Below are 22,815 nucleotides of genomic sequence, written 5' to 3' on the forward strand. Positions count from 1 at the left end.
CAGCAAATCTAATAAAATTTCGTAAGCACAAAATTTTAAATTAAAACAAAATCATGACAAAAAATGTTAGCGCCGCACAAGTGTGATAAAAGAATATTTATACTTGTTTTTTTCGTCGGGTTCAAAATCTTCACGATCTTTTTCCTGCCATTCATCAGGATTTAATTCCGGGAAGAAGGTATCGCCTTCAAAATCCTGATCAATAATGGTGAGATATATGCGGTTTGTAAGAGGAAGAGCCTGCCGGTAGATCTCAGCTCCGCCAACAATAAAAACTTCATCCTCGGCCTTGCAAAGCTCAATAGCCGCTTCAACGGATGGTACCACCTCACAACCATCGATACTGATGGCTTGCCGGGTAACAACAATGTTGCGGCGTTTGGGCAAAGGCTTACCAACCGAATCAAAAGTTTTACGGCCCATGATCACGGTATGCCCGGTAGTAACATCTTTAAAATGTTTTAGATCGTTAGGCAGATACCAGAGTAATTTATTGTCTTTACCGATAGCATGGTTTTTGGCTATGGCTACGATGATGGATAAAATCATTTCTTGCAGGTCATTAAGTCATTGGGTCATTTTGCTTTGCATCATTTTACTTCGCGTCATTGAGTCATTTTTTGACTTGTAGTTATGCATTGCCTTTCCCAATGAATTTGATATAGATGTTTAATTTTACGTGAATTGTTTCTAATTCCCGGAGCAGCGATTGATATTCGTCGTCATTGATCAGGCCTCACGTATTTGCCTTTTTGAGCCAGCCTTTGGTTTCAATTACTGATCCGCGGCTAAAATAGCAGAAGTTCTTATTCTCCTTGTAATGATAGCGTCCAAATCCTTCAGCAATGTTTGCGCCAATCGAATCAGATGAGCGAACAATTTGTTTACCCAAAGTGTCTTTAGCAAAGTATTCCCATTTAGCCACTATAAACCAAACCCTGTCGGAAAATGCTTCTGAAAGATTATACACTTCAAGTTCTTCAATTCTATTACTCATGATAAGATCAGGCGTAAAATAGGACAATCAAAAAAATGACTCAATGACCAAATGACGCGAAGCCAATGACTAAGTTATACCGCCACTTCGGCCTTAATATGCGGCCAGGGATCATAATTCTCCAAAGTGAAATCTTCAAACTTGAATGAGAAGATATCTCTTACCTCCGGATTGATTTTCATGGTTGGCAGGGGGCGAGGATCGCGGCTTAGCTGCAGGCGCGCCTGGTCCATATGGTTGTTGTACAAATGGGCATCACCAAAAGTGTGTATAAAGTCGCCAAGATCAAGGTCGCATACCTGTGCCATCATCATGGTGAGCAACGCATAGGAAGCTATGTTGAACGGAACGCCAAGGAAAATATCGGCACTGCGTTGGTACAACTGGCACGAAAGTTTTCCCTTTTGTTCCCCCTTCAGGGGGTTAGGGGGCTCTACGTAAAACTGGAACAAACTATGGCATGGCGGCAGGGCCATCTGGTTAACCTCGGCAACGTTCCAGGCTGACACGATGATACGGCGCGAGTCGGGATTGTTTTTAAGCTGGTTCACCACCTGTTTGATCTGGTCGATATGACCGCCATCTGGTGTAGGCCACGAGCGCCACTGTTTGCCGTACACGGGGCCAAGGTCGCCATTTTCGTCGGCCCACTCGTCCCATATTTTTACGCCATTTTCTTTCAGGTAGCGGATATTGCTGTCGCCGCTCAAAAACCAGATGAGCTCATGGATGATAGATTTGAGGTGCAGTTTTTTGGTGGTTACCATCGGGAAACCATCCTTGAGGTTGAAACGCATCTGGTAGCCAAACACACTTACTGTACCGGTGCCGGTTCTGTCATGCTTTTGCGCTCCGGTTTCCATCACATGTCTCATCAGGTCAAGATACTGTTTCATTTTATTTTAAGTTAGATTCGGTTGATTGAGTTAAATTGGGTGATTAGGTTAATGCTTTGAGAAGGCAATGACTTAATGACCTAATGACTCAATGACCAAAGTTTCAAAAGGCAAAGAAAAATAATCTACCTTTGGTTTCCTACGGATGTTGGCAAATACATCACGTGTTAATTAATTTGTATGATTTTATTTCCGAATGCAAAAATAAACATCGGCCTCAATATTACCGAACGCCGGCCGGATGGTTATCATAATCTCGAAACCATTTTTTACCCTATCGACATTAAAGACGCCCTTGAAGTAGTGAAAAGCGACAAATTTAGCTTCACCTCAAGCGGGCTGGATATTCCTGGCCTACCGGAGGATAATCTCTGCGTTAAAGGTTATCAAATGCTCAAGCAGGACCATGACCTGCCACCGGTGAGCATTCATCTGCATAAGCATATCCCGATAGGCTCGGGGTTGGGCGGGGGATCGGCCGATGCCGCATTTTTTATAAGGTTGATGAATGATGAATTTAAACTCGGTCTTTTGGTAGATGAAATGACCAATTACGCGCGCAGCCTCGGTGCCGACTGCGCTTTTTTCATCGAGAACAAACCTGTGTTTGCTTTTGAACGCGGCGATGAATTTGAGAACATCAGGCTCGACCTGTCGGCTTATAAAATCGTGTTGGTAATGCCGCCTGTTCATGTATCAACAGGGGAAGCTTTTCGCGGTATAAAGCCGACCCCGGTAAAAGATTCATTGTTCGATTTGATCAACGAACCGATAGCTGATTGGAAGAAGCTTATCAAAAATGATTTTGAACAAACCGTGTTTGAAAATCATGCAGAAATCAGAGGCATCAAAGCGGCCCTTTATGAGGCAGGGGCCATATACTCAAGCATGAGTGGAACCGGAGCATCCGTGTTCGGTATTTTTGCTGAAACTCCCGATTTGAAATTTTTGGAAGGGGAGAACCAAGTGTTCTATTTGTGATGTCGGATTTCGGATGTTTGATTTCGGATTTGGTAGGATTCGGGAAGCTGTCCCGAAGCAAAATAAAAGCATCATTGCGAGGTACGAAGCAATCCCCGATTGGCAGGCCATCCGTGTATTGTTTGGGATTGCTTCGTACCTCGCAATGACGTTGTGATATAAAGCAATTCTGCTACCAAACTTACTTATCCTGCTGCATGTAAATGCCGGATGATTTATCGATCATTTTATCAGTCGATAGACCATCCGGCATTTTATTTAAAAGAAATATCCGATTCCAAAATCCTATTTCCAAAATCCGAAATCAAACATCTGAAATCAAAGCCCCGCGTCTTCACTCACGCCTCGCCCTATGCCTTCCACCCAATCGTGCTCGCCCCAGCCTTTGGCAATAGCGGTTAATAAACGGCTGTGTACGGCGTTTGCAATAGGCATGGGCATCTCGCTTGTCTGCGATAATTTAAATGCGAGGCGCGCATCTTTATAACCCAATTTTGATTTGAAGCCTACTGGTTGATATTGCTTGCCGGCAAGGGCCTTGCCGTAGCTCTGGAAAATTGGAGCGTTGAAAAGCGTCGAGCTGAAAAAGTCGGCTACCTGCATTCTGCTTAGTCCGTTTTTTTCGGCAAGGGTGAATGCCTCGGCCATCATTTCCATGGATGCCATGATCATAAAATTGCCTGCTATTTTAACCACATTTGCACCTCCCGCCGAGGGGCCAAAATCAATCACTTCCTGGCCAAGTAAATCAAGTATAGGACGAGCATCAGTTTTAGTTTGTTCATCACCCGAAACGCAAATCCAAAGCTTACGTGCAGCGGCTGCTTCGGGCCTTCCGAATACAGGAGAAGCAAGGTAGCGACTGCCGGCCTGTTCATGTAACCTGGTAAGTTCTTCGGAAGTTCCAGGCGAAATAGTGCTCATGGATATATGTACAGCATTTGGCTGTAGCGTTTTTAAAATTCCGCCGTCGCCTACAGCCGATTCTCGCAGCACCTCGTCATCTGATACCATGGTGATCAAAAATGGCACATTTGCCGCGGCTTCGGCAGGACTCTGGCATTTGGTTACACTGTCGGTGCCAAGCTCGTCTACCTTTAAGAGTGTGCGGTTGTAAACCTGCAAATGGTACCCCGAGTCAATGAGGTTTTTGGCCATGCTGGTACCCATGTTGCCAAGGCCTATAAATCCAATCTTTGTTTTCATATTTTAGCTGATGTATTCCCTGTCTTCGTCACTTAGTGTATCGGCATCGTCTTTTTTGTGCATGGCGTCATGATAGCCTTCAATATCGAACTTTTGTTTTTTAGGCCATGCCACGATCAAGCCCAATATGAAACCTGTTACCGCAACCACCAGCATCATCATTAGTTTGGATACCCTGAAAGTGGCGAACAAAAATTTGAAGTAAACCTCGTCGGTGTTTTGCATCAGTACGATGGTAAGCAAAACAGCGATAATTACAATGACTATTGTTTTAATGCTCATGATGGATGTGGTTTTAGAGTTAATACAATATCCGCTTTTTAAATGTTTAATAAAAATTGATCTCCGGTAAATTGATGCCCTGATATTGGTAAGCCGGGAAGGACGGAAGCCATATGTTTGTTATGCCTGAATTTTATAGCCGGATCAATGTCTGGTATCTCTGCAATTAATTAAGCCGCCCTGGCTTTGCCCGACCTTTAATAATCGCTTTTCCAAAAAAATGGAACGATTACAATTGCGGTTGAATTTTGCTCAGGTTTTTCGATGGTAAAAAAATGGTATTGACCTTTCTCTAACTGGATAGAATAGCAAATTTTTATGCCGAAAATTTCTTCGCGACAATCGCACGAGAGCATAAAAAAATCGATCCGTAAATAAGTTCTGTATACAAGCAGGAGGGATGCTTTGATTTTTTTTAGTTCCTGAATAAATACTTCACTACACTTTGTCAAGTGTGTCTTGGCATTATCTGTTTTCAAAGTTTTACCTAATATAAATCAATTTAAATATTTGATTTAAAGGATTATGTTGTTGTTTTTTTTAGATATAATTTATATTGCTAATTTTTTTAGTTTTTTAGACTTTTGCTTACATGGATTGTATTTAATTATTTGTTTATATAAATTATATAAGTATTTGATTTTTTGTATTATATTTTTTCTATTTAAATGAATTTTTTTAATTATAACAGTAGATTAAACGAGTTGGATTGTGAATTGCTGAGATTGCTGATAGGATTTTTAAATTTGAATTTAATACACTAAGTAAAAATTGGATTTTGCCGCTGTTTTGTGCTGAAGTATTGATTGAACCCAGAATGCGGTAAAAAAATAGAATCGCTCTGAGGGGCTAAAAACGGCCAAATGAAGCACAAGGGTTTCACCCCTATTTTGGGTTAGAAATTAAAAAGCCGGGATAGATTTTGGGTTTTAAACAGCTATCAGGTAACCGGCAGAAGTATGGTTTCTGAAGTTGTTTTACGAAGTAACAGGAGGCGAAAAATATAAAGATCAGGCTTTGGTTTTGCGCTGGGTAATTTGCTTTCGGGCGACGGGGTACAAGAAGATTGTCGACAAAATAAGAAGCGCACCACTCCAAAACCCCGGCGTCATTTTATTCATGTCGCCCAAAAAAATAAACGACATTATGATGCCGTACACCGGTTCAAGGTTGGTGATAAGCGCCACCCTGAACGCCGAAAGCTCGCGCATTACGGATACACCGGCAACGTAAGCGAGCGATGTACACACGGTGCCAAGTAGTACCAGGTAACCAATATCCGCTGGCTTTAACAACATGGCCCGGGTATAGCCGGAGGTTATCAAAAGGTAAATCGAGATCCATACAAAAGCGCCGGATAGCTCATAAAATGCAATAACCGGCGCCTGTAATTTTTGTACGTGGCGAGAGTTAATGATGGAAAAAAGGCTGGCGCAAACCGCGCTTACAAGTCCGGCTATAATACCCTTAGTGTATCTTGTTTCAAATTTGAAAATTAAAATGATGCCTGAAATAATTAAAATCCCGGCTAAAATTTCCAATTTTGAAATGCTTTTTTTATTGATGATCGGCTCAAATATTGCCGTGAAAAGTGTGATGGATGAGAGGCAAACCAGGGTAACTGCAACCGTCGAAAGTTTAATGGCTGCAAAGAAAAGGATCCAATGCCCACCCACAATTGCCCCCGTAAGCACCAGTTTGATCAGCGTTTTTCTGTCGACTTTAAAATCGGTTTTATTGAATTTAAAATACAAAAACAGCGAAACAGAGGCAATAAGTACTCTGTACCACACCAATTGTACGGCCGAAATGGTGATCAGGGCGCCTAAAATTCCGGTAAATCCCCACACAAAAACAGTAAAATGGAGTATTATAAGGTTCTTATTTAGGGTAGAGGGGGTGTTTTGCGCCATTATTTAGGTGCTTTTAAAAGTAGGTAATAGCCCAAAATGCCAAAAACGATGTTAGGAATGAATACAGCTGCCAGAGGCGACATGCCCCCTTTTACCGAAAATACAAGGGCAAACCGTTCTAATATAATATAAGCGAAGCATAATAGAATACCTATCCCCAGGGGTAATCCAACGCCTCCGCGTACCTTTCTTGACGATATAGAAACACCGATTAAAGTAAGTACAAAGGCTGATAAAGGGTACACAAAACGGTGATATTTTTCAAAATAAATGGCCTTTAAATATTCCGGGCGGCGCAGTTTTTCCTTGTCAATATTCTTGTTCAGGTCGCTTAAAGACATGGCCTGGTATACGTTATCATATACAATAAAATCGCTCGGGTGCATATCCAAAACAGTGTCTTTTGGCGTGTTACTTGTAATGAATTGTTCTTTCATTCCGTTTACATATTTAACACTGTATTGTTTAAGCGACCAGATCCGTTTTAAAGAATCGTATTGAATTTGTTCGGCAATCAGTTTTTCACGCAACGTATCACCATTAAATTTCTCCATTATAAAATTGTAACCGAAGTGAGTTGTGGGATCGTAATTGGCAAGATAAACAAAAGTATGTTTGTCAATTTGCATGTGTACCTCCACCTTAGTCGGGTCATTGTCCATCATGCCATTGGCATTTTCAAAGTCGATTTTCAGCCGGTTTGTGAAAGGAATAAGGTATACATTTGCAAAAAAAGACACCACAAATATGATTGATGAAGCGATTACATAAGGTCTTAAAAATCGATTAAAACTTGCCCGGCCGCTCAATATCGGAACAATTTCTGTTTGGTTTGCCATCTTGGCTGTAAAGAAAATCACCGCCAAGAAGTTGATCAGCGGCGATAACATATTCAAATAAAATGGAATAAAACCCGCGTAATATCTGAAGACGATATCGTGCAAACTGGCGTGTTTATTCAGGAAGTTATCAAGCTTTTCTGACACGTCAAACACTACAGATATCACCATGAAAATGCCCATAGTAAATATAAAAGTGCCAAGGTATTTGCCAATAATAAACCTGTCGATGATCTTTAAATATCTATGAAAAAAAGCTTTCATCTGTCGGTTGTTTGATTGTTAATTTCCATGTTTTTCCCGGAGATTTCTTGTGATTTTATGAGTTGTTATAAACGCTGTCCAAGGCGCTTTACCATCATGTTTTTCCAATCGTAAAACTCACCCGCAATAATTTTTTTTCGCGCCTCTTTAACCAGCCATAGATAAAAATGGAGGTTGTGCAAGGTGGCGATCTGAGCGCCTAACATTTCGCCAGAGTGGATCAAATGACGTAAATAGGCTTTGCTGTAATCCCTGTCGGCAAACAGATCGCTGTCATCTTCAATGGCCGAAAAGTCGTTTTTCCATTTCTCATTTTTGATGTTGATGATGCCGTTTTTGGTGAAAAGCATGCCATTGCGCGCGTTCCTGGTTGGCATAACGCAATCAAACATGTCAATACCCAGAGCTATGTTTTCCAAAATGTTTACAGGCGTACCTACACCCATTAAGTAACGCGGTTTTTGCTGCGGTAATATATTGCATACAATTTCGGTCATGGCATACATTTCCTCGGCCGGTTCACCGACCGAAAGGCCGCCTATGGCATTACCTTCACGCTCATATGAGGCTATTACTTCGGCAGATCGTACGCGCAGATCTTTATATACCGAACCTTGTACAATTGGGAAAAGTGTTTGACTGTAGCCATATTTTGGCCCGGTGCTGTCAAATCTGTCGCAGCAGCGTTTCAGCCAGCGGTGGGTCATTTCTATCGATCGTTTTGCGTAGTTGTAATCGCAGGGATAGGGGGTACACTCATCAAACGCCATGATAATATCGGCGCCGATTATGCGCTGAATGTCCATTACATTTTCGGGAGTAAACAAATGTTTTGATCCGTCAATATGCGAGCGGAACGTAACCCCTTCCTCTTTTATTTTGCGTACTTCGGTTAATGAATATACCTGGTAGCCGCCGCTATCGGTTAAGATGGGGCCGTCCCATCCATTAAATTTATGTAGTCCTCCGGCGCTTTCAAGTGTATTTAAACCGGGACGCAGATATAGGTGATAAGTGTTGCCCAATATAATTTGCGCCGAAATATCCTGTTTAAGCTCGTGCTGGTGCACCGCCTTTACAGTGCCGGCAGTGCCTACCGGCATAAAAATAGGGGTTTGTATGGTACCGTGGTCGGTAGTGATCTCGCCGGCTCGGGCCTTTGAAAGCGGGTCTTGTGCTGTTAAGTTAAATTTCATTTTAGGGTTGCAAAATTAGCAAAAAAAACCCTCATGCCCGTCCTTTCCAAAACGGCGGCAGGATAAAAGCTATTTATAAACGTGCTGAATATTAAAACCATGTTAATTAAAGTACTTTTATTTTAAGGGGGATTAAATAAGAGTACATTAAACTTCAAATTAACGCTGATATTGAGCCTTAATTTCATTGATTTTTAACAAATTTGCCTCATTATTTTTTTTGTTTGGAAACGTACTTACACGACGCGCTTTTTATTCTTTTTCAGCTTTGTTTTATAGTTCAGCTATATTACCTGGTAAGCAGGCATACCCGCCTTGCAGGCCATAAACCCGCCGAAGGGCCGCCGCCCAGAGTCTTAATCCCCATTTCTGTTATTATCAGCGCCCGCAACGAAGCCCGTAACTTAGAGGAAAATCTGCCATCGATACTGGAACAAAACTATCCTGATTTTGAGGTGGTTGTTATCAATGATTGCTCTTTTGATACTTCCGACGAGGTGCTTGAAACCATGCAAAAAAAATACGCCCACCTGAAAGTTGTTACCATTACCGAGCATGACCGCTTTAAAACCGGTAAAAAGTTTGCCCTTACCTTAGGCATCAAGGCATCAAAAAATGAACACCTTTTATTTACCGACGCTGATTGTAAGCCAGCTTCCGAAAACTGGATAAGCCGTATGGCAGCCAATTTTGCAAGCGGTGTGCAAATAGTTTTGGGATACTCTCCTTATTATAAAAAAGGTGGTTTTATTAATGCTTTTACCCGCTTTGAAACCATAAAAACAGCAACCAATTACCTATCGGGCGCGTTAACCGGCGACCCCTATATGGGTATTGGACGCAACCTTGCCTATACAAAAACGTTATTTTTTAGTGCAAAAGGGTTTGCTTCGCACATGCACGTAATATCAGGCGATGATGACCTGTTTGTTAACCAGCATGCTACTCCTGACAACACAGTAGTTGAACTGAGCCCCGAATCATTTATGTTTACAGAGGCTAAAACCACTTTTAAATCATGGTTTAAACAAAAAAAGCGACACATGGGAGTAGGGAAACTGTATAAAAACCAGCACAGGCGTATGCTTAGTTTTGATGCAGTTAGCGGCTTTATATTCTATATTTTATTGATATTATTCCTTATTTTAAGGTATGAACCGTTACTGGCATTAGGTTTGTACGTTTTTAGGTTGATATTACAAATGGCCATTTATAATCGTATATTTAAAAAACTTAATGGCAAAGACCTTTGGTGGTATCTCCCCTTTTTTGACCTATTATATTATACATATTTAAATGTTTTTGGATTGATCGGTACCTTTTTAAAAACTACTCAATGGAAATAAACGCCAACTTTACCGAGAACGCAAAGAATGATTTTCACCTGGTAGTGAAGGCCAGGCAGGGAGATCAAAAAGCCTATGCCGATTTGATGCACCGTTATAAAGACTCGATTTATTTCATGGTGCTTAAGATGGTAAACAACAAAGAAGATGCAATGGATTTAACGGTTGAAACCTTTGCCAAAGCATTTGAAAAACTTGAAAAATACCAGCCTGATTTTGCTTTTAGCACCTGGCTTTTCAGGGTAGCAACTAACAATTGCATTGATTTTATCCGCAAAAAGAAACTAAGTACCATGTCAATTCATGGCATGATGGACGATGAAGGGGATGAAAAACCGCTGCAAATTAAGGCGGATAGCCTTAATCCCGAAGAAACATCTATCAAAAAGCAACAAACTCAGGAGCTAAGATCATTAATTGAAAGCCTCCCCACGCGTTATAGGAACCTGATTACCTTACGCTATTTTGATGAGCTTTCGTACGAAGAAATAGCCCAGCAACTCGATCTCCCGTTAGGGACGGTAAAGGCGCAATTATTTAGGGCAAGGTACCTGCTTGGCAATATTATTAACCGTTTTAACAGGGATGACATCTGAAATAATTCTACAATATTTTCCTGATTTAGGTGCCGAACAGCGTGAGCAATTTGAAAAATTGCCAGCTTTATATGAACACTGGAACAGCCAGATCAATGTAATTTCGCGCAAAGATATTGATCTTTTGTTTGAACGTCACGTGCTCCACTCGCTTGGGATTGCTAAAGTTATGTCTTTTTTACCGGGTGAAAATGTGCTTGATGTGGGTACCGGTGGGGGCTTTCCTGGTATTCCGCTGGCTATTTTATTCCCCGAAACCCAATTTCATTTGGTTGATTCGATAGGCAAAAAAATCAAGGTTGTTACGGAAGTAGCTGCAGCCTTAGGCCTCAGAAACGTGAAAGCATCACACCTGCGGGCCGAACAAATTGCGGATAAATTTGACTTTGTAGTATCACGCGCTGTTACCCAATTAAAGGATTTTTATCCATGGGTAAAAAGTAAATTCAACAAGCAATCGAATAACAAATTACCCAACGGTATCCTGTATTTAAAGGGCGGGGATTTGGAGCAGGAGATCAAAGAATCGGGCTTAAAAGTTATCCAATATCATCTGAAAGATTACTTTAAAGAGGAGTTTTTCGAAACAAAACAGGTGATATACGTGAAGGGAATAATCTATTTGTAATCCACCTTTCTGATTATAAATATGCACATAAAGACGCTACTGCGTTAAAGTAAATCACTTTACGCCTTCGCGTCTTTGCGAGAAATCATTTATAAAATGCGGTTTAACTTCTATATCAAATGATCATGATGCTGGTTGTCGGTGCGTGATGCTGCCCAAAAAACAAACCCCAGGAAAAATAAAGCACCGCCGGCAAAAACAGGCAGTTTAAATGTCCATCCGCCATTTAAGCCGGTAGTGATAATTGAACTGCCAGAGCTATCTACCGCATTGATGGTATGCTTATAAAAAAAATTACCTGCAATAAGCATCACAATGCCTACTATTGCTAAAATGATCCCAAACTTTTTCATATTATGAGGTTTAAAAATGAACAAAATCAGGTTAACGGTAAGGTCCAGGAAGTATAATTGGTACTTATTAAACAAAGCGTATTTTAATGTGTTTGCTTTGTTTTAGATATATTTTAAAAGAAGTTGTCCCGATGGGATATATCTAAGTTACAAACTTTTGAATACTTAAAGAAATTATTTAACGATTTGTAAAACAGGGTTAAGGAGAGAGCAGGGATTTACGCAGAAAATTGCCGGGACGGTTTTAGGCCGGTCGGCAATTATAAAAGCTTGTTTAAAGCTTTATTTTTATTTGTTTTCTTTTGCGGGGTAGCCTACCACAATAACTTCGCGAAGGGTAGTTGAAGCTTTTGTAGAAGCCATTGCCTGATCATATTGCTTTGAAGGTACAGGGGGGTAATAGTTATCATTGTCAGCAACTAAAGCCATAGATATGGGTAAATTATAATGGCCTGATTTTATGCCGAGATTACCGTCGAAATTATTTACAACCCTTAATATTTCATTATCTATATCCTGATCAACGCCTTCGGCAAGGGCCACTTCACTTATTTTACCATTAATAATATTAAAATTTAACGTCACTTTTCCCGAAATGTGGTTTTCACGTGCTTTTGACGGGTAGCGTGTGTGTTTAGCGACGTACATATATAGGGTTTGAAATGGATCTGCAGGTGGCGGGGGCGGCGGGACACGTTCTGCAACAGCTGGTGTGGGAGCCTTCGGGGTAACAGGTGACCCTTCTATCACTTTAGGTGCTTTCTTTATCTTTTCCGGATTTGCAGGCGGTGGCGGAGGTGGCAGCTTTACATCAATAACCTTAGGTTTTTTGCTGTTTGCGGGTGGAGCAGGCGGAGGTGGTGGAAGCTTTGGATAAATTAACATTTTAGGAAATGTATAGCCGTATTTAGTTTTCAGTGTAGCCAGTTCTTCCGGGGTAGCTTTGCTTTTATAGTATTCTTTTTGCTCTCCGTTCTTTTCGGTAATAATTACCCTGAAATCGGTTTTTTTATTAACAAGGTAACCGGTTTCTTCGTATTTAAAACCTTTGGCAGTAACATCTGCTTTTTTTATTCGGACTGGGTCTACTTTTACAGTGTCGGCGGGGGCTGTATGCGTATTGGCCACCTTTTTATTGACAATTTCCTGTTGGGGCATCAGATCGAAAAAAACATAAGTTTTACTGAATACCAGGGTTGATGCACAAAGCAGGCCGGCGCATATGGGTACGGCCACGAGGTATTTTAGCCTGGCTAATTTCCCCGAACGTTTTTGGTTTAACATAATTATCCTCTTTTTTAATAAGTTATAATTGAAAAATGAATGCGCCAGGGGCGAGCCGTTTAACCCATAAGCATTGCTTACCAAAAACGACGAATAGCTGAGGGCATCACTTTCCTGCGCGGCAGTTTGCTCGTCGGCTATATATTCATGGATGGTTTTCAGGCTGATTTGCAATAAATAAACCAGCGGATTAAACCAATTGATAATCTTGATCAACTCCAGAAAAACAATATCAACCGAGTGTTTTTGACGAATGTGAACCAGCTCGTGCCTGATAATGATATTATTAGCTTGGGTTTTTGTGCCAATAAAAAGGTAGTTAAAGAAGGAAAAGGCGGTGTTTGATCCCTCTATATTGATGAGTTTATACTTATCATTAACCAGAGTTTTGGTGGCCTTTGTTAGTTTGACCAATTGATAAAGCCTGATAAAGAGTACTGTGGTAAGTACTATTGTACCAAGTATATAGGCGTAAACCAAAATATCGTTAAAGGTTAACGTTGGCTGCACAGTAAGCTTTTGCACGGTGGTTTGGTAAGCCGTTTGCGGAATGATAACGATTGTTTTTGTTGCAGTTTCAACCGGTTTTAGCCAGCCAATTTGTACAACGGGTAATACAAATGAAATCACACAGCTCAATAACAGGTATATACGGTTTAAGGTATAGTGTGTTTCTTTATTTAAAAACAGGCAGTACCCTGCATAAAATACGCATAGGTACAAGTTTGCTTCAAGCAAATAATATAGCCAGTTCATTGTTGTTTGCTTTTAAGTTTATCAATTAATGATGTTAGCTCGTCCAGTTCTTTTACGCTGATGTTCTTTTCATCCACAATAAAGGATACCAAACTTTGATATGAGTTGCTGAAATAGTTTTTCATCATCTTATCAAATGTGAATTTTTTGTACTCCGCATCGCTGATGAGCGGAAAGTAAACATGCGAGTTACCATAGGCCTTATGGTCGATAAAGCCTTTGCCTTCCAATACCCTTACCACAGTCGACACCGTGTTATAAGCGGGTTTAGGCTCCGGCATTTCTTCAATAATGTCTTTAACAATAGCTTCTTTCAGTTGCCAAAGGATCTGCATTACCTGCTCTTCGGCTTTGGTTAGTTCTTTGATACGCATAGTAAACTATTTTTATAGTTGAATAAAGGTAAAACTATTTTTATAGTTTGCAAACTATTTTTGTAGTTTTTTAATAGGTGTGCAGATTACGGCTGTGCAGATGTGCAAATTAAGTAACGAAAGGCATATGTTTTAGGGGTGAGTATGATATCCAGACTTTATTTATTGCATTACAAATAACAGGTCCTGCTTGAAAATCGCCCGAATATTTATAATTTGCAAGGCTATAATCGGTACGTCTAAACCCAATGTCATTACTCCATAAAGTAGCTTTATCTTTTGTTAAAAACCTCGGGCCGGTAGCGGCTAAGTCGTTGATCGCATATCTTGGCAGCGTAGAAGAAGTGTTTAATGCATCGCCCGAAAAAATGACCAGGATTCCGGGAATAGGTGAGAAGCGCGCTGTAAAATGGGATTTTGACGATGCTTTGAGGCAAGCCGAAAAGGAGCTGAAGTTTTTAGAAGGTCACGATATCGATGTTATTTTTTATACAGATGCCCGTTACCCAAAGCGCTTAAAAAATTGCCACGATTCGCCGGTGCTGCTTTATGCAAAGGGCAAAATGGATCTTAACCCGCCCCACATTATCAGTATAGTGGGCACCCGTAACGCTACCGATTATGGCAGGCAATTATGCCGCCAGTTAGTTGAAGAATTACAGCAATATAATGTATTAATAGTAAGTGGTTTGGCGCATGGCATTGATGTAGCGGCACATAAAGAATGTGTAAAGCTAAACGTGCCAACCATCGGTGTACTGGGCCATGGGCTCGACAGGCTTTATCCGGCTCAAAATAGGGGTACTGCCGATAAAATGCTCGAAAACGGCGGTTTACTATCCGAATATCCTTCGGGCACTAATCCCGACAGGGAAAACTTTCCTCAGCGAAACCGGATAGTTGCCGGCATTGCCGATGCAACTGTGGTAATTGAAGCCAGTATAAAAGGAGGTGCGCTCATCACGGCCGAAATTGCCAATTCCTACAACCGGGATGTTTTTGCTTTTCCGGGCAGATTGGGTGATGAATTTTCTGAAGGATGTAACTTCCTGATCCGCAATAATAAAGCGAGCCTGCTAACCTGCCCTGCTGATCTGGCTTTTAGTCTTGGCTGGGAAAAGAACGATGCCAATAAACCTACAGAGCAATTTATGCTGCCTTTTGATTTGTCGGCAGATGAACGGCTGATCATGGAGATATTGCAGCAGAATAAAACGCCGCTTGCCATAGATGATCTTACTTTAAGGGCTAATATGCCTATGAGCCAACTGGCCATGAACCTGCTTAATATGGAAATGCAAGGGTATATCAGTTCGCTGCCGGGGAAAACTTATAGAGTGAATTGAGTGGGGAGTCCGAAAGTCGGAGAAGTTCGAAAGTCGGTAAGATTCTTATTTAACGGTAATTTTTTTCCGTAAAATTTGAAATAGTTTCGCCTCGCTGGCGACTGATGAAGGTCAAATAGTATTTTTTCTTTCGGACTTACGGACTTCTCTGACTTTCGGACACAACGCTACCCCTTCGGTGAATCAAAATGCGTCAGTGTCCCGTCTTCTTCGCTGATGGATTGCCATGTATCGTTTTCAAAGGTAATGATGGCCACGGCACAGGTCGGCATCTCTTTTAGCTGGCTGGTGAGGTAATATAGTATTTGGCTTATACCCGGGTTATGGCCAACTATGCCTATATAATCATATTCATCGGGCAGGCTATTAACTACTTTAACCCAGGTGTTTTCGCTGGCTTCGTAAATTCTTTTGTCTTCCCCCGGAGCCGGTAATTTAAACTGGTTAGCAAAAATTTCGGCAGTAGTTTTGGTACGCAGTGCAGGGCTGGTTATTATAATTTGAGGTATTTGTAACTGTCCTTTTAAAAGGGTGGCCATTAAAACCGCATCCTGCATACCTGATTGTTTTAAAGGCCGGTCAAAATCAACATAACCGCTTTCATGGGTAGCTTTTGCGTGGCGTATTAATAATAACTTTTTCATGATTTTAAACGGCTGACCGATCGGTTTATAATGTTACGGTTTTGTGATTATAACGTGAGACATTTGTAATAAGTTTCCAATAATACTAAATAAATAAGGAGAAGCTGTTGCTTCTCCTTATAATAAAAGACAGGCAAAGCCTGCTTCAATTTTTTACCAGGTTAATTAAAACGCGTAACCAACTGAAATACCGAAAACACGGTTTGTAAGTTTGATGCCATCAACGTTTGTGATGTTGGTAAGACCCCAATCATAATTAGCATTGATCAGGAAACCGGTTTTGAATTTAAAGCCAACAATGGCATTTAAACCAGCGTCTGTTCTTTTGATCTCGTCCTGGCCGCTGCCAAATTTAATGTCTTCAGAATTGCCGTTGTTGTCTTTTGCTTTACCGGAAATACCCATGCCAAGGTAAGGGCCGGCACCAAAGTAAAAGTCACCGACCACCGCAGGCACGTGGTACACAGCATTTACCGGAACTTGCAGGTAATAGAGTTTTACTTTGCCGCCAGAGTTTGCTTCGCCATCAAAAGAAACACTTGATGATCCGCCTTTACCGGTAAAGTTTAAGGCTGGTTGTAACGATACATTGCCAAATTTAAAATCGACAAAAGCGCCTACATTGAATGTAGTTAAGCTGCCCGAATTACCGGAGCCGCTGACCCCGTCAACTGTAGCGTGTAACGTTGCGAAGTTTACACCTCCTTTAAAACCAACAGTAGGTAATTGTGCAAATGCTGCAAAGGATGCCATTAAAAGGCACAGGCTTAGTAATGTTTTTTTCATCGTGAAAAGATTTTAAGTTAATACACAAAATTATACAAATACACTAAAATTAAAAGGTATCTGATGTTTTTTGGCGAAATATTGACAATTGTGGATTTGTAAGTATAACTTAAATAAGGTTTTATACCCGTAATTAGCGATTGGAGAAATCTACGATATCGGCTTCTGGCATATCGTTCATACATTTAAAGTGTCCGAGCGGGCATTTTTCAAGTCCGAATTTCGAGCAGGGGCGGCAGGATAGCTCAATACCGGCAATCAGTGTTTCTTTTACTTTATAAGGCCAAACCCCCAGCAGATCGGGCGTGGTGCCGCCCCAAACCGAGGCTATCGGCACATTAAACGCTTCGGCAATATGGGTGAGACCTGTATCAAAACCAATTATATTTTGAGCTTTTGACACCAGAAAAACTGATTCATCCAGAGAGGTAATACCACAAGCATTGTAAACAGATGTGCCTACAGCCGCGGCAATTTCATCGCCATTAGCCTTTACATCATTACCGCCCAACAATAAAACAGGCAAATTAAGCTGCCTGCAAATGCTGATGATCTTGTAATTAGGCATCCTTTTGGTAAAATGTGTAGCACCTATTACAAAAGCAACATAGCCATGTTGATGGCTAACCGGCAGTAATTTAGTTATATCGTGTTGGGCTTTGATATAATAATCTATAGGTTTATCGTCATTAACTACGCCTAAAAATTTAACGGCTTTTAAATACCTGTCAACCAAATGTTCCTCACTTACCAGGTTGCGTTTCAGTTTTAAACTCAGCCATTTCAGGATCGGCTGTTTTTTGTAGGTGGATGCCTTGATGCCTGTTCGAAGCTTGATGATGCTTGTGCGAAGATTATTATGCAGATCAATGATCTGATCATACTTTTCTGCCTTAATGTCGTTAATGGTATCTGTTAACGAGGGTTTTAGTAACAGCAACTTATCAATATACGGGTTATTATCGTAAATGTATTTGAAAGCTGGTTTGGTTAAAAAATGAACTTCGGCATCAGGGATCTGCTTTTTGAGGCAGCGCACAACAGGCGTAGTATAAATTATATCACCCATCGAGCTAAAGCGGATCACCAGTATCTTCATGTCGTTATCAAGTTCAGGAAATCTGGTTCCTGATTTTTTCAATTATGGAAGTGGATGAATACCCTTCAACAAAATTAATGGTTTTAACCTCGCCTCCGTTTGCTATCACTTCTTTAGCCCCTACAATGTTTTCAACCGCGTAATCAGCACCTTTTACCAGGATATCCGGCAGGAGGGAGCTGATTAAATTCAAGGGCGTATCTTCCTCAAAAACGACAATGGCATCTACAAAAAATAATGCCGCCAACAGTGCTGCACGGCTGTTTTGATCATTTACCGGGCGGGTTGGCCCTTTGATGCGCCTTACCGAGCTATCGGCATTAAGGCCAATCACCAGCTTGTCGCCAAGTTCGGCCGCTTTGGCCAGGTAGGTGAGATGGCCTATGTGCAGCAGGTCAAAAACACCATTGGTGAACACCACCTTTTTGCCTTCAGCTTGCCAGTTTTTGATCTGTGCCTGTAGCGACGGCTGATCTGTTATTTTATCAAGAAGGGTTTTTTCGAAGCCGGTCCTCATTTGTTTTTCCTGTAAACACACATCACATGTGTCTTTGTATATTATTAGAACGACGCATGTGATGCGTCTCTACGGTACTGTTTAATCAAAAAGGTCATCAACGGCAGTACACAGGATATGCCCGATAAGGATATGCATTTCCTGGATACGCGCGGTAATGTTTGACGGCACGATGATGTTAAGATCGCAAAGACCATTCATTTTACCGCCATCCCTGCCCGAAAGGCCTAAGGTTTTAACTTCCAGTTTTTTAGCAGACTCAAATGCCGCCAGGATCCCCGGACTGTTTCCGCTCGTCGAAATGCCGATGAACAAGTCGCCCGGTTTGGCAAATGCCTCCAACTGGCGTGAAAATACATGTTCGTAGCCGTAATCATTGGCAATAGATGTAAGCGCCGAAGTATCAACTGTTAATGCAATGCCCGGCAAGGGTTTACGATCTTTTACATAACGCCCGGTAAGCTCTGCTGCAATATGCTGAGCATCAGCAGCACTGCCGCCGTTACCAGCCAGTAATACTTTATTGCCTTTTTTTATGGTTGAGGTAATCATATCACAGGCTATCTCGATATCGCCGCCAAGCGTATCAATTACCCTTTGCAGCGTATCCTGGTGATCTTTAAGTTCGTTTAATATTTTTTCGTTCATTCGTTCACTGGTTCATTAGTTCATTGGTTGGTTAGGGCAAGCACATTCAAACCATTGGCCTTTAACCTCTGCCTTACCTTTCGCTTTTTAAAATATCCTCAACAATCTCATCTACCGTAGTTGTTGCGCTGCCCACGTGGCGAATTACTATAGCAGCCGCGTGGTTGGCCAGTTCGCATGAATCCTCAATGCTTAAGCCTCCCGCCATAAAGTATGCCATGGTGGCCAGTACAGTATCGCCGGCACCTGTTACATCAAACACTTCGGTTGCCTTTACCGGTAAACTTTGATAGCCCTCTTCGCTTAATATTACCATGCCTTCTTCGGATAAGGTAACTACTATATATTGAGTCCCGGTTTGTTCAAAAATTACCTTACCGGCCTGTTGCAGGCTTTCTATCGAGTTGATCTTATCGGTTTTAGCAGCTTCAGACAATTCCTTGCGATTAGGCTTAATGATAAAAGCGCCTTTGTATTTTTCGTAATTAAGCCCTTTGGGGTCGATGATTACTTTTTTGCCTTTAGCATTTGCTGCTTTTATAATGCCCTGGGTTAGGAACGGCGAAAACAGGCCTTTGTTATAATCAGATAAAAGTACCATATCTGCGTTGTCAATATAACCGCTTAGCTTACTAATAAGCTCGTTGGCGATAGGCTCCGATACTTCGTCGGTAACTTCACGGTCAACACGTACCAGTTGGTGGCTGCCAACAACAACGCGGGTTTTTACTGTGGTAGGGCGGTTGCTATCTTTAATAATAGTGTCAGTTTCAACCCCTTCGTCGGTCAGGATTTTGATCAATTCTCCGGCAGCCTGGTCATTTCCAATTATGCCGGCAACAATAACTTTTGCACCTAATGATACCAGGTTTTGAACCACATTACCGGCACCACCTAATGTAGTGGTTTCGTTTTTAACGTTTACAATAGGCACAGGCGCCTCGGGCGAAAGGCGGGTAGCATTGCCCCATATATAATGGTCAACCATCAGGTCGCCAATAACAAGTATTGCCGGTTTGCGAACCGTAGCCTGTATAGCGTGTACTTTATCTTTTAGGTTCATTTAATTTAGTCATTGTTTCATTGCTTCATTAGGTCATTGTTTATCGCGTAAAAAACACTAACCTCTGATCTCTAATCACTAACCTCTCTTTGCAGCAAACGCCTTCGTAATTTCAGCCACGGACATAGCATTCATACACATTTCTTTATACAAACCGCCTTTACGTGCGGCAAGAATACCGTAATGCATATCTGTGAAGCCTTCAATACGGTGGGCATCGGGGTTTATAGATAACATAACACCTTTATCTAAAGCATATTGGTGCCAGCGCCAGTCGAGGTCGAGCCTTAACGGGTTGGCATTGATTTCAATAACTACGTTATTCGCTGCGCAGGCATCTATCACTTTTTTATAGTTGATAGGATATCCGCTACGACTTAGTAAAAGTCTGCCTGTTGGGTGTCCCAATATAGTTGTATAAGGATTTTCGATTGCGGTGATCAGTCTCGACGTAGCCTTTTCCTCGTCCATTTTGAGGATTGAATGAACTGAGGCTACAATGAAATCAAACTTTTGCAGGATCTCGTCAGGATAATCAAGCGAACCATCATACAAAATATCCGATTCAATACCTTTAAAAATATGGAAACCATCGAGTTTTTTATTCAGGGCATCTATTTCTTCATGTTGCTGCAATACCCGTTCAATACTCAGGCCTTTTGCATAAAACGCGCTCTTACTGTGATCACACATGCCCAGGTATTCTAATTTCAGGGTATCCCGGCAATACAAGGCCATTTCTTCAATGCTGTTAACGCCATCGCTCCATGTGCTGTGGTTATGAAGTGTACCTTGCAGGTCGTGCCAGTTAATGAGCGTTGGCAGTATGTTCTTTTCGGCCTTTTCAATAAACAGGGTACCTTCACGCAGTTCGGGCTGCATCCAGCTTAAGCCGGCCTTGGTGTAGATCATTTCTTCCGTTTCTGGCTGTTCAACAGGAACATTAATCCTGTCGAAAACGGCCTGTACATGATCATCAGTACCTGTATTGATAAATAGTTCTTTGTAATAATCAGCCTTATCTACACAAACAATATCAACGAGCAAGCCATTTTGCAGCTCGCCCTGAATATGGTTTTGATTTTTACTTACATTGCAAAGTATGGTTGAATTTACCAGCGCTTCGTAGGCAACATCATGGTTAAGGCTACCTACTACGATCACAATTTCGGTGATGATCTCATTCAAACGCCTGAATTCGCCGGCGAAATGCTTTAGCGCATCAGGGAAAATGGCTTTTACCTCATCCATCAGTTCGTTGGCTTCCTTTTCAACCTGGGCAAAAAGAAATTTGCCATTGCTCGCCATCCTGAACTCAATAGCCTTACGGATCTCTTCCTGCGTTTTAAGACCGAAGCCCTTTGCCTCTATCAGGCGGTTTTCATTGCAGGCATAAAAAAGCTCACCGGTATTTTCAATGCCCAGCTCTTTCCAGATGACAGCTACCTTTTTGGGGCCGATGCCTTTAATACCCATCATTTCAACCACACCGGCAGGGGTTTTATCCAACATATCCTGCAGCTCGGTCATGGTGCCGGTTTCAAGCAACTCAGCAACTTTGCCGGCTATGCTTTTACCTATGCCATCAATCTTCTCCAGTTCGTCCAGTTTTTTACCGGCGATAGGGAAGGGGAGCTTATCAACTTTAAAAGCTGCGTTGGCTACCGATTTGATCTTGAACGGATTAACCTCATGGAGTTCCATGAGTTGTGAGAGTAAACGAAGTGTACGGGCTATGGGTTTATTTTCCATAATTACAATGAGGCCGTAAAAATACAAAAAGCCATTGTAATGACAGCTTATGCGGTGGGTTTGTTTTTGAGCAGGGCTATTTTCTCGCGAAAGGCAAGCCATAATACAGTTTGAGAATACCTGGCTGGCGTCTTTTAAATTATTGAAAGAGTAATCATTGGATTCTTTAACTTTAATAAAAAGATCATGCCCGATTATAACGACATCCTTTACGCCGCCGAAACTCATGCTGTTGATGAGATCAAAGCGTATTTTAATAAAGGCGGCAGCCCGAACGAAGTTCATGATGGCATGCCTGTTTTTACCATGATGGTTGAAATGTATGCCCGCTGCCCCCGGTTTAAAGACTGTGTGCAAGCTTTTATTGATGCCGAACTTGATTATGAATACAAGGCGTTACTGGCGGTTTTTGCCCACGATGAGGAGATGTTAAAACAGGCTTTGACGATAGATCCATCTGCTGTTAACAAAACCTATTCTTTATATAATAATACCTATACTCCTTTAACGGGTGGAACACTCATGCATTTTTGCGCCGAATATAATAGCCTTGCCTGCGCCAAAATACTTTTACAGCATGGGGCTGATGTAAATGCCAAAGCAGCTTATGATGATCATGGTTTCGGCGGACATACACCTATTTTTCATACGGTTAATCAAAACGGGAATAGTTCTGTTGATATGCTTCACTTTCTGTTGCAAACGGTACCGATCTGTTCTATACAGTTAAAGGGTTGATCTGGGGCCGGGGATATGAATGGGAAACGTTTATTACATCTGTAAACCCAATAACTTATGCGATGATGGGGTCACTACCACAATTTCACCGCAGGGAGCAAACTGTTATGGATGTGGTTAGCCTGCTGATAAAGCATGCTTACGGAATTGACTATGTACCGATGAATGTGCCGAATGCTTATTTGAAGAGGGGATAAGATGTATTATATTTAACAGACTTATGCAGTTTTCAAAATTTTGTAAGTCTTACCGGACAACAAAAAAGCCACCCAACTGGGCAGCTTTTCACAATCAAAATTAATGTATTAATG

The 22,815-nt window shown here is 41.5% G+C and carries 25 protein-coding genes; 7 read left to right on the forward strand and 18 right to left on the reverse strand.

Features of this window, described 5'->3' with window-relative positions; translation table 11 throughout:
• Positions 1-66: 66 nt before the first annotated feature.
• From ABID99_RS06680 to ABID99_RS06690, 3 genes are all read right to left on the reverse strand, one after another.
• Positions 67-549: a dihydrofolate reductase gene (locus tag ABID99_RS06680; RefSeq protein ID WP_373613253.1), complete on the reverse strand. Its 483-nt coding sequence runs from the start codon at positions 547-549 to the stop codon at positions 67-69.
• Positions 550-736: 187 nt separating this feature from the next.
• Positions 737-997, reverse strand: coding sequence for a four helix bundle protein (locus ABID99_RS06685; RefSeq protein WP_373613254.1), 261 nt, complete (start codon positions 995-997; stop codon positions 737-739).
• A gap of 74 nt (positions 998-1,071) precedes the next feature.
• Entirely contained in the window at positions 1,072-1,893 is an 822-nt protein-coding gene (locus tag ABID99_RS06690; RefSeq protein WP_188832739.1) for a thymidylate synthase, read from the reverse strand.
• Positions 1,894-2,073: 180 nt separating this feature from the next.
• Between ABID99_RS06690 and ispE the strand changes: the two genes are divergently transcribed.
• The gene (gene ispE / locus ABID99_RS06695) at positions 2,074-2,874 is read left to right on the forward strand and encodes a 4-(cytidine 5'-diphospho)-2-C-methyl-D-erythritol kinase (RefSeq protein ID WP_188832738.1); all 801 of its coding nucleotides are present in this window, start codon (positions 2,074-2,076) and stop codon (positions 2,872-2,874) included.
• 318 nt (positions 2,875-3,192) lie between these two features.
• Here the strand turns inward: ispE and ABID99_RS06700 are convergent, their stop codons facing one another.
• The 5 genes from ABID99_RS06700 to tgt form a co-directional block, all read right to left on the reverse strand.
• Complete coding sequence (locus ABID99_RS06700) at positions 3,193-4,080, reverse strand: NAD(P)-dependent oxidoreductase (protein WP_373613255.1); 888 nt, start codon at positions 4,078-4,080, stop codon at positions 3,193-3,195.
• A 3-nt stretch (positions 4,081-4,083) separates the two neighbouring features.
• Complete coding sequence (locus ABID99_RS06705; protein ID WP_373613256.1) at positions 4,084-4,362, reverse strand: lipopolysaccharide assembly protein LapA domain-containing protein; 279 nt, start codon at positions 4,360-4,362, stop codon at positions 4,084-4,086.
• A 1,010-nt stretch (positions 4,363-5,372) separates the two neighbouring features.
• On the reverse strand, positions 5,373-6,275 hold the full coding sequence (locus ABID99_RS06710) for a DMT family transporter (protein ID WP_176627640.1): 903 nt from the start codon (positions 6,273-6,275) through the stop codon (positions 5,373-5,375).
• Positions 6,275-7,378 (reverse strand): LptF/LptG family permease, encoded by a 1,104-nt coding sequence (locus ABID99_RS06715; RefSeq protein WP_090526507.1) that lies wholly within the window; start codon positions 7,376-7,378, stop codon positions 6,275-6,277. Before ABID99_RS06715 ends, ABID99_RS06710 begins: the two co-directional genes overlap by 1 nt.
• Before the next feature lie 65 nt (positions 7,379-7,443).
• The gene (gene tgt, locus ABID99_RS06720) at positions 7,444-8,574 is read right to left on the reverse strand and encodes a tRNA guanosine(34) transglycosylase Tgt (RefSeq protein WP_090526509.1); all 1,131 of its coding nucleotides are present in this window, start codon (positions 8,572-8,574) and stop codon (positions 7,444-7,446) included.
• A 224-nt stretch (positions 8,575-8,798) separates the two neighbouring features.
• Between tgt and ABID99_RS06725 the strand changes: the two genes are divergently transcribed.
• From ABID99_RS06725 to rsmG, 3 genes are read left to right on the forward strand one after another with little or no spacing between them, the layout of a single operon-like run.
• Positions 8,799-9,920 (forward strand): glycosyltransferase, encoded by a 1,122-nt coding sequence (locus ABID99_RS06725; RefSeq protein WP_255485378.1) that lies wholly within the window; start codon positions 8,799-8,801, stop codon positions 9,918-9,920.
• Entirely contained in the window at positions 9,911-10,516 is a 606-nt protein-coding gene (locus ABID99_RS06730; protein WP_090526513.1) for an RNA polymerase sigma factor, read from the forward strand. The genes ABID99_RS06725 and ABID99_RS06730 overlap by 10 nt, the downstream gene beginning before the upstream one ends.
• On the forward strand, positions 10,506-11,144 hold the full coding sequence (rsmG, locus tag ABID99_RS06735) for a 16S rRNA (guanine(527)-N(7))-methyltransferase RsmG (RefSeq protein WP_373613257.1): 639 nt from the start codon (positions 10,506-10,508) through the stop codon (positions 11,142-11,144). Before ABID99_RS06730 ends, rsmG begins: the two co-directional genes overlap by 11 nt.
• 110 nt (positions 11,145-11,254) lie before the next feature.
• Here the strand turns inward: rsmG and ABID99_RS06740 are convergent, their stop codons facing one another.
• The 3 genes from ABID99_RS06740 to ABID99_RS06750 form a co-directional block, all read right to left on the reverse strand.
• Entirely contained in the window at positions 11,255-11,497 is a 243-nt protein-coding gene (locus ABID99_RS06740; protein WP_091162272.1) for a hypothetical protein, read from the reverse strand.
• A 288-nt stretch (positions 11,498-11,785) separates the two neighbouring features.
• Complete coding sequence (locus ABID99_RS06745; RefSeq protein WP_373613258.1) at positions 11,786-13,537, reverse strand: M56 family metallopeptidase; 1,752 nt, start codon at positions 13,535-13,537, stop codon at positions 11,786-11,788.
• The gene (locus tag ABID99_RS06750; RefSeq protein ID WP_176627636.1) at positions 13,534-13,911 is read right to left on the reverse strand and encodes a BlaI/MecI/CopY family transcriptional regulator; all 378 of its coding nucleotides are present in this window, start codon (positions 13,909-13,911) and stop codon (positions 13,534-13,536) included. The genes ABID99_RS06745 and ABID99_RS06750 overlap by 4 nt, the downstream gene beginning before the upstream one ends.
• 248 nt (positions 13,912-14,159) lie before the next feature.
• On the opposite strand from ABID99_RS06750, the gene dprA reads away from it, so the two are divergent.
• Complete coding sequence (gene dprA / locus ABID99_RS06755; protein WP_373613259.1) at positions 14,160-15,257, forward strand: DNA-processing protein DprA; 1,098 nt, start codon at positions 14,160-14,162, stop codon at positions 15,255-15,257.
• Between the two features lie 167 nt (positions 15,258-15,424).
• Here dprA and ABID99_RS06760 read toward each other — a convergent pair whose 3' ends face one another.
• The 7 genes from ABID99_RS06760 to ABID99_RS06790 form a co-directional block, all read right to left on the reverse strand.
• Entirely contained in the window at positions 15,425-15,901 is a 477-nt protein-coding gene (locus ABID99_RS06760) for a histidine phosphatase family protein (RefSeq protein WP_090526524.1), read from the reverse strand.
• 165 nt (positions 15,902-16,066) lie between these two features.
• Positions 16,067-16,687 (reverse strand): porin family protein, encoded by a 621-nt coding sequence (locus ABID99_RS06765; RefSeq protein ID WP_373613260.1) that lies wholly within the window; start codon positions 16,685-16,687, stop codon positions 16,067-16,069.
• Between the two features lie 133 nt (positions 16,688-16,820).
• Positions 16,821-17,828, reverse strand: coding sequence for a glycosyltransferase family 9 protein (locus ABID99_RS06770; RefSeq protein ID WP_373613261.1), 1,008 nt, complete (start codon positions 17,826-17,828; stop codon positions 16,821-16,823).
• Positions 17,800-18,303, reverse strand: coding sequence for a D-glycero-beta-D-manno-heptose 1-phosphate adenylyltransferase (gene rfaE2, locus ABID99_RS06775; RefSeq protein WP_091162286.1), 504 nt, complete (start codon positions 18,301-18,303; stop codon positions 17,800-17,802). Before rfaE2 ends, ABID99_RS06770 begins: the two co-directional genes overlap by 29 nt.
• 81 nt (positions 18,304-18,384) lie before the next feature.
• Positions 18,385-18,951, reverse strand: coding sequence for a D-sedoheptulose 7-phosphate isomerase (gene gmhA / locus ABID99_RS06780; RefSeq protein WP_090526533.1), 567 nt, complete (start codon positions 18,949-18,951; stop codon positions 18,385-18,387).
• A gap of 73 nt (positions 18,952-19,024) precedes the next feature.
• Positions 19,025-20,014 (reverse strand): D-glycero-beta-D-manno-heptose-7-phosphate kinase, encoded by a 990-nt coding sequence (gene rfaE1 / locus ABID99_RS06785; RefSeq protein ID WP_090526535.1) that lies wholly within the window; start codon positions 20,012-20,014, stop codon positions 19,025-19,027.
• Positions 20,015-20,092: 78 nt separating this feature from the next.
• A complete protein-coding gene (locus ABID99_RS06790; protein ID WP_176627634.1) occupies positions 20,093-21,766 on the reverse strand; it encodes a DNA polymerase/3'-5' exonuclease PolX in 1,674 nt (557 codons plus the stop codon).
• 186 nt (positions 21,767-21,952) lie between these two features.
• Here ABID99_RS06790 and ABID99_RS06795 point away from each other — a divergent pair, with 186 nt between their 5' ends.
• Both ABID99_RS06795 and ABID99_RS06800 read left to right on the forward strand, forming a co-directional pair.
• Complete coding sequence (locus ABID99_RS06795) at positions 21,953-22,504, forward strand: ankyrin repeat domain-containing protein (protein WP_373613262.1); 552 nt, start codon at positions 21,953-21,955, stop codon at positions 22,502-22,504.
• A 62-nt stretch (positions 22,505-22,566) separates the two neighbouring features.
• Positions 22,567-22,701 (forward strand): hypothetical protein, encoded by a 135-nt coding sequence (locus ABID99_RS06800; protein ID WP_373613263.1) that lies wholly within the window; start codon positions 22,567-22,569, stop codon positions 22,699-22,701.
• Positions 22,702-22,815 lie beyond the last annotated feature (114 nt).

The organism is Mucilaginibacter sp. OAE612 (assembly GCF_041806395.1).
Taxonomy (GTDB): domain Bacteria; phylum Bacteroidota; class Bacteroidia; order Sphingobacteriales; family Sphingobacteriaceae; genus Mucilaginibacter; species Mucilaginibacter rubeus.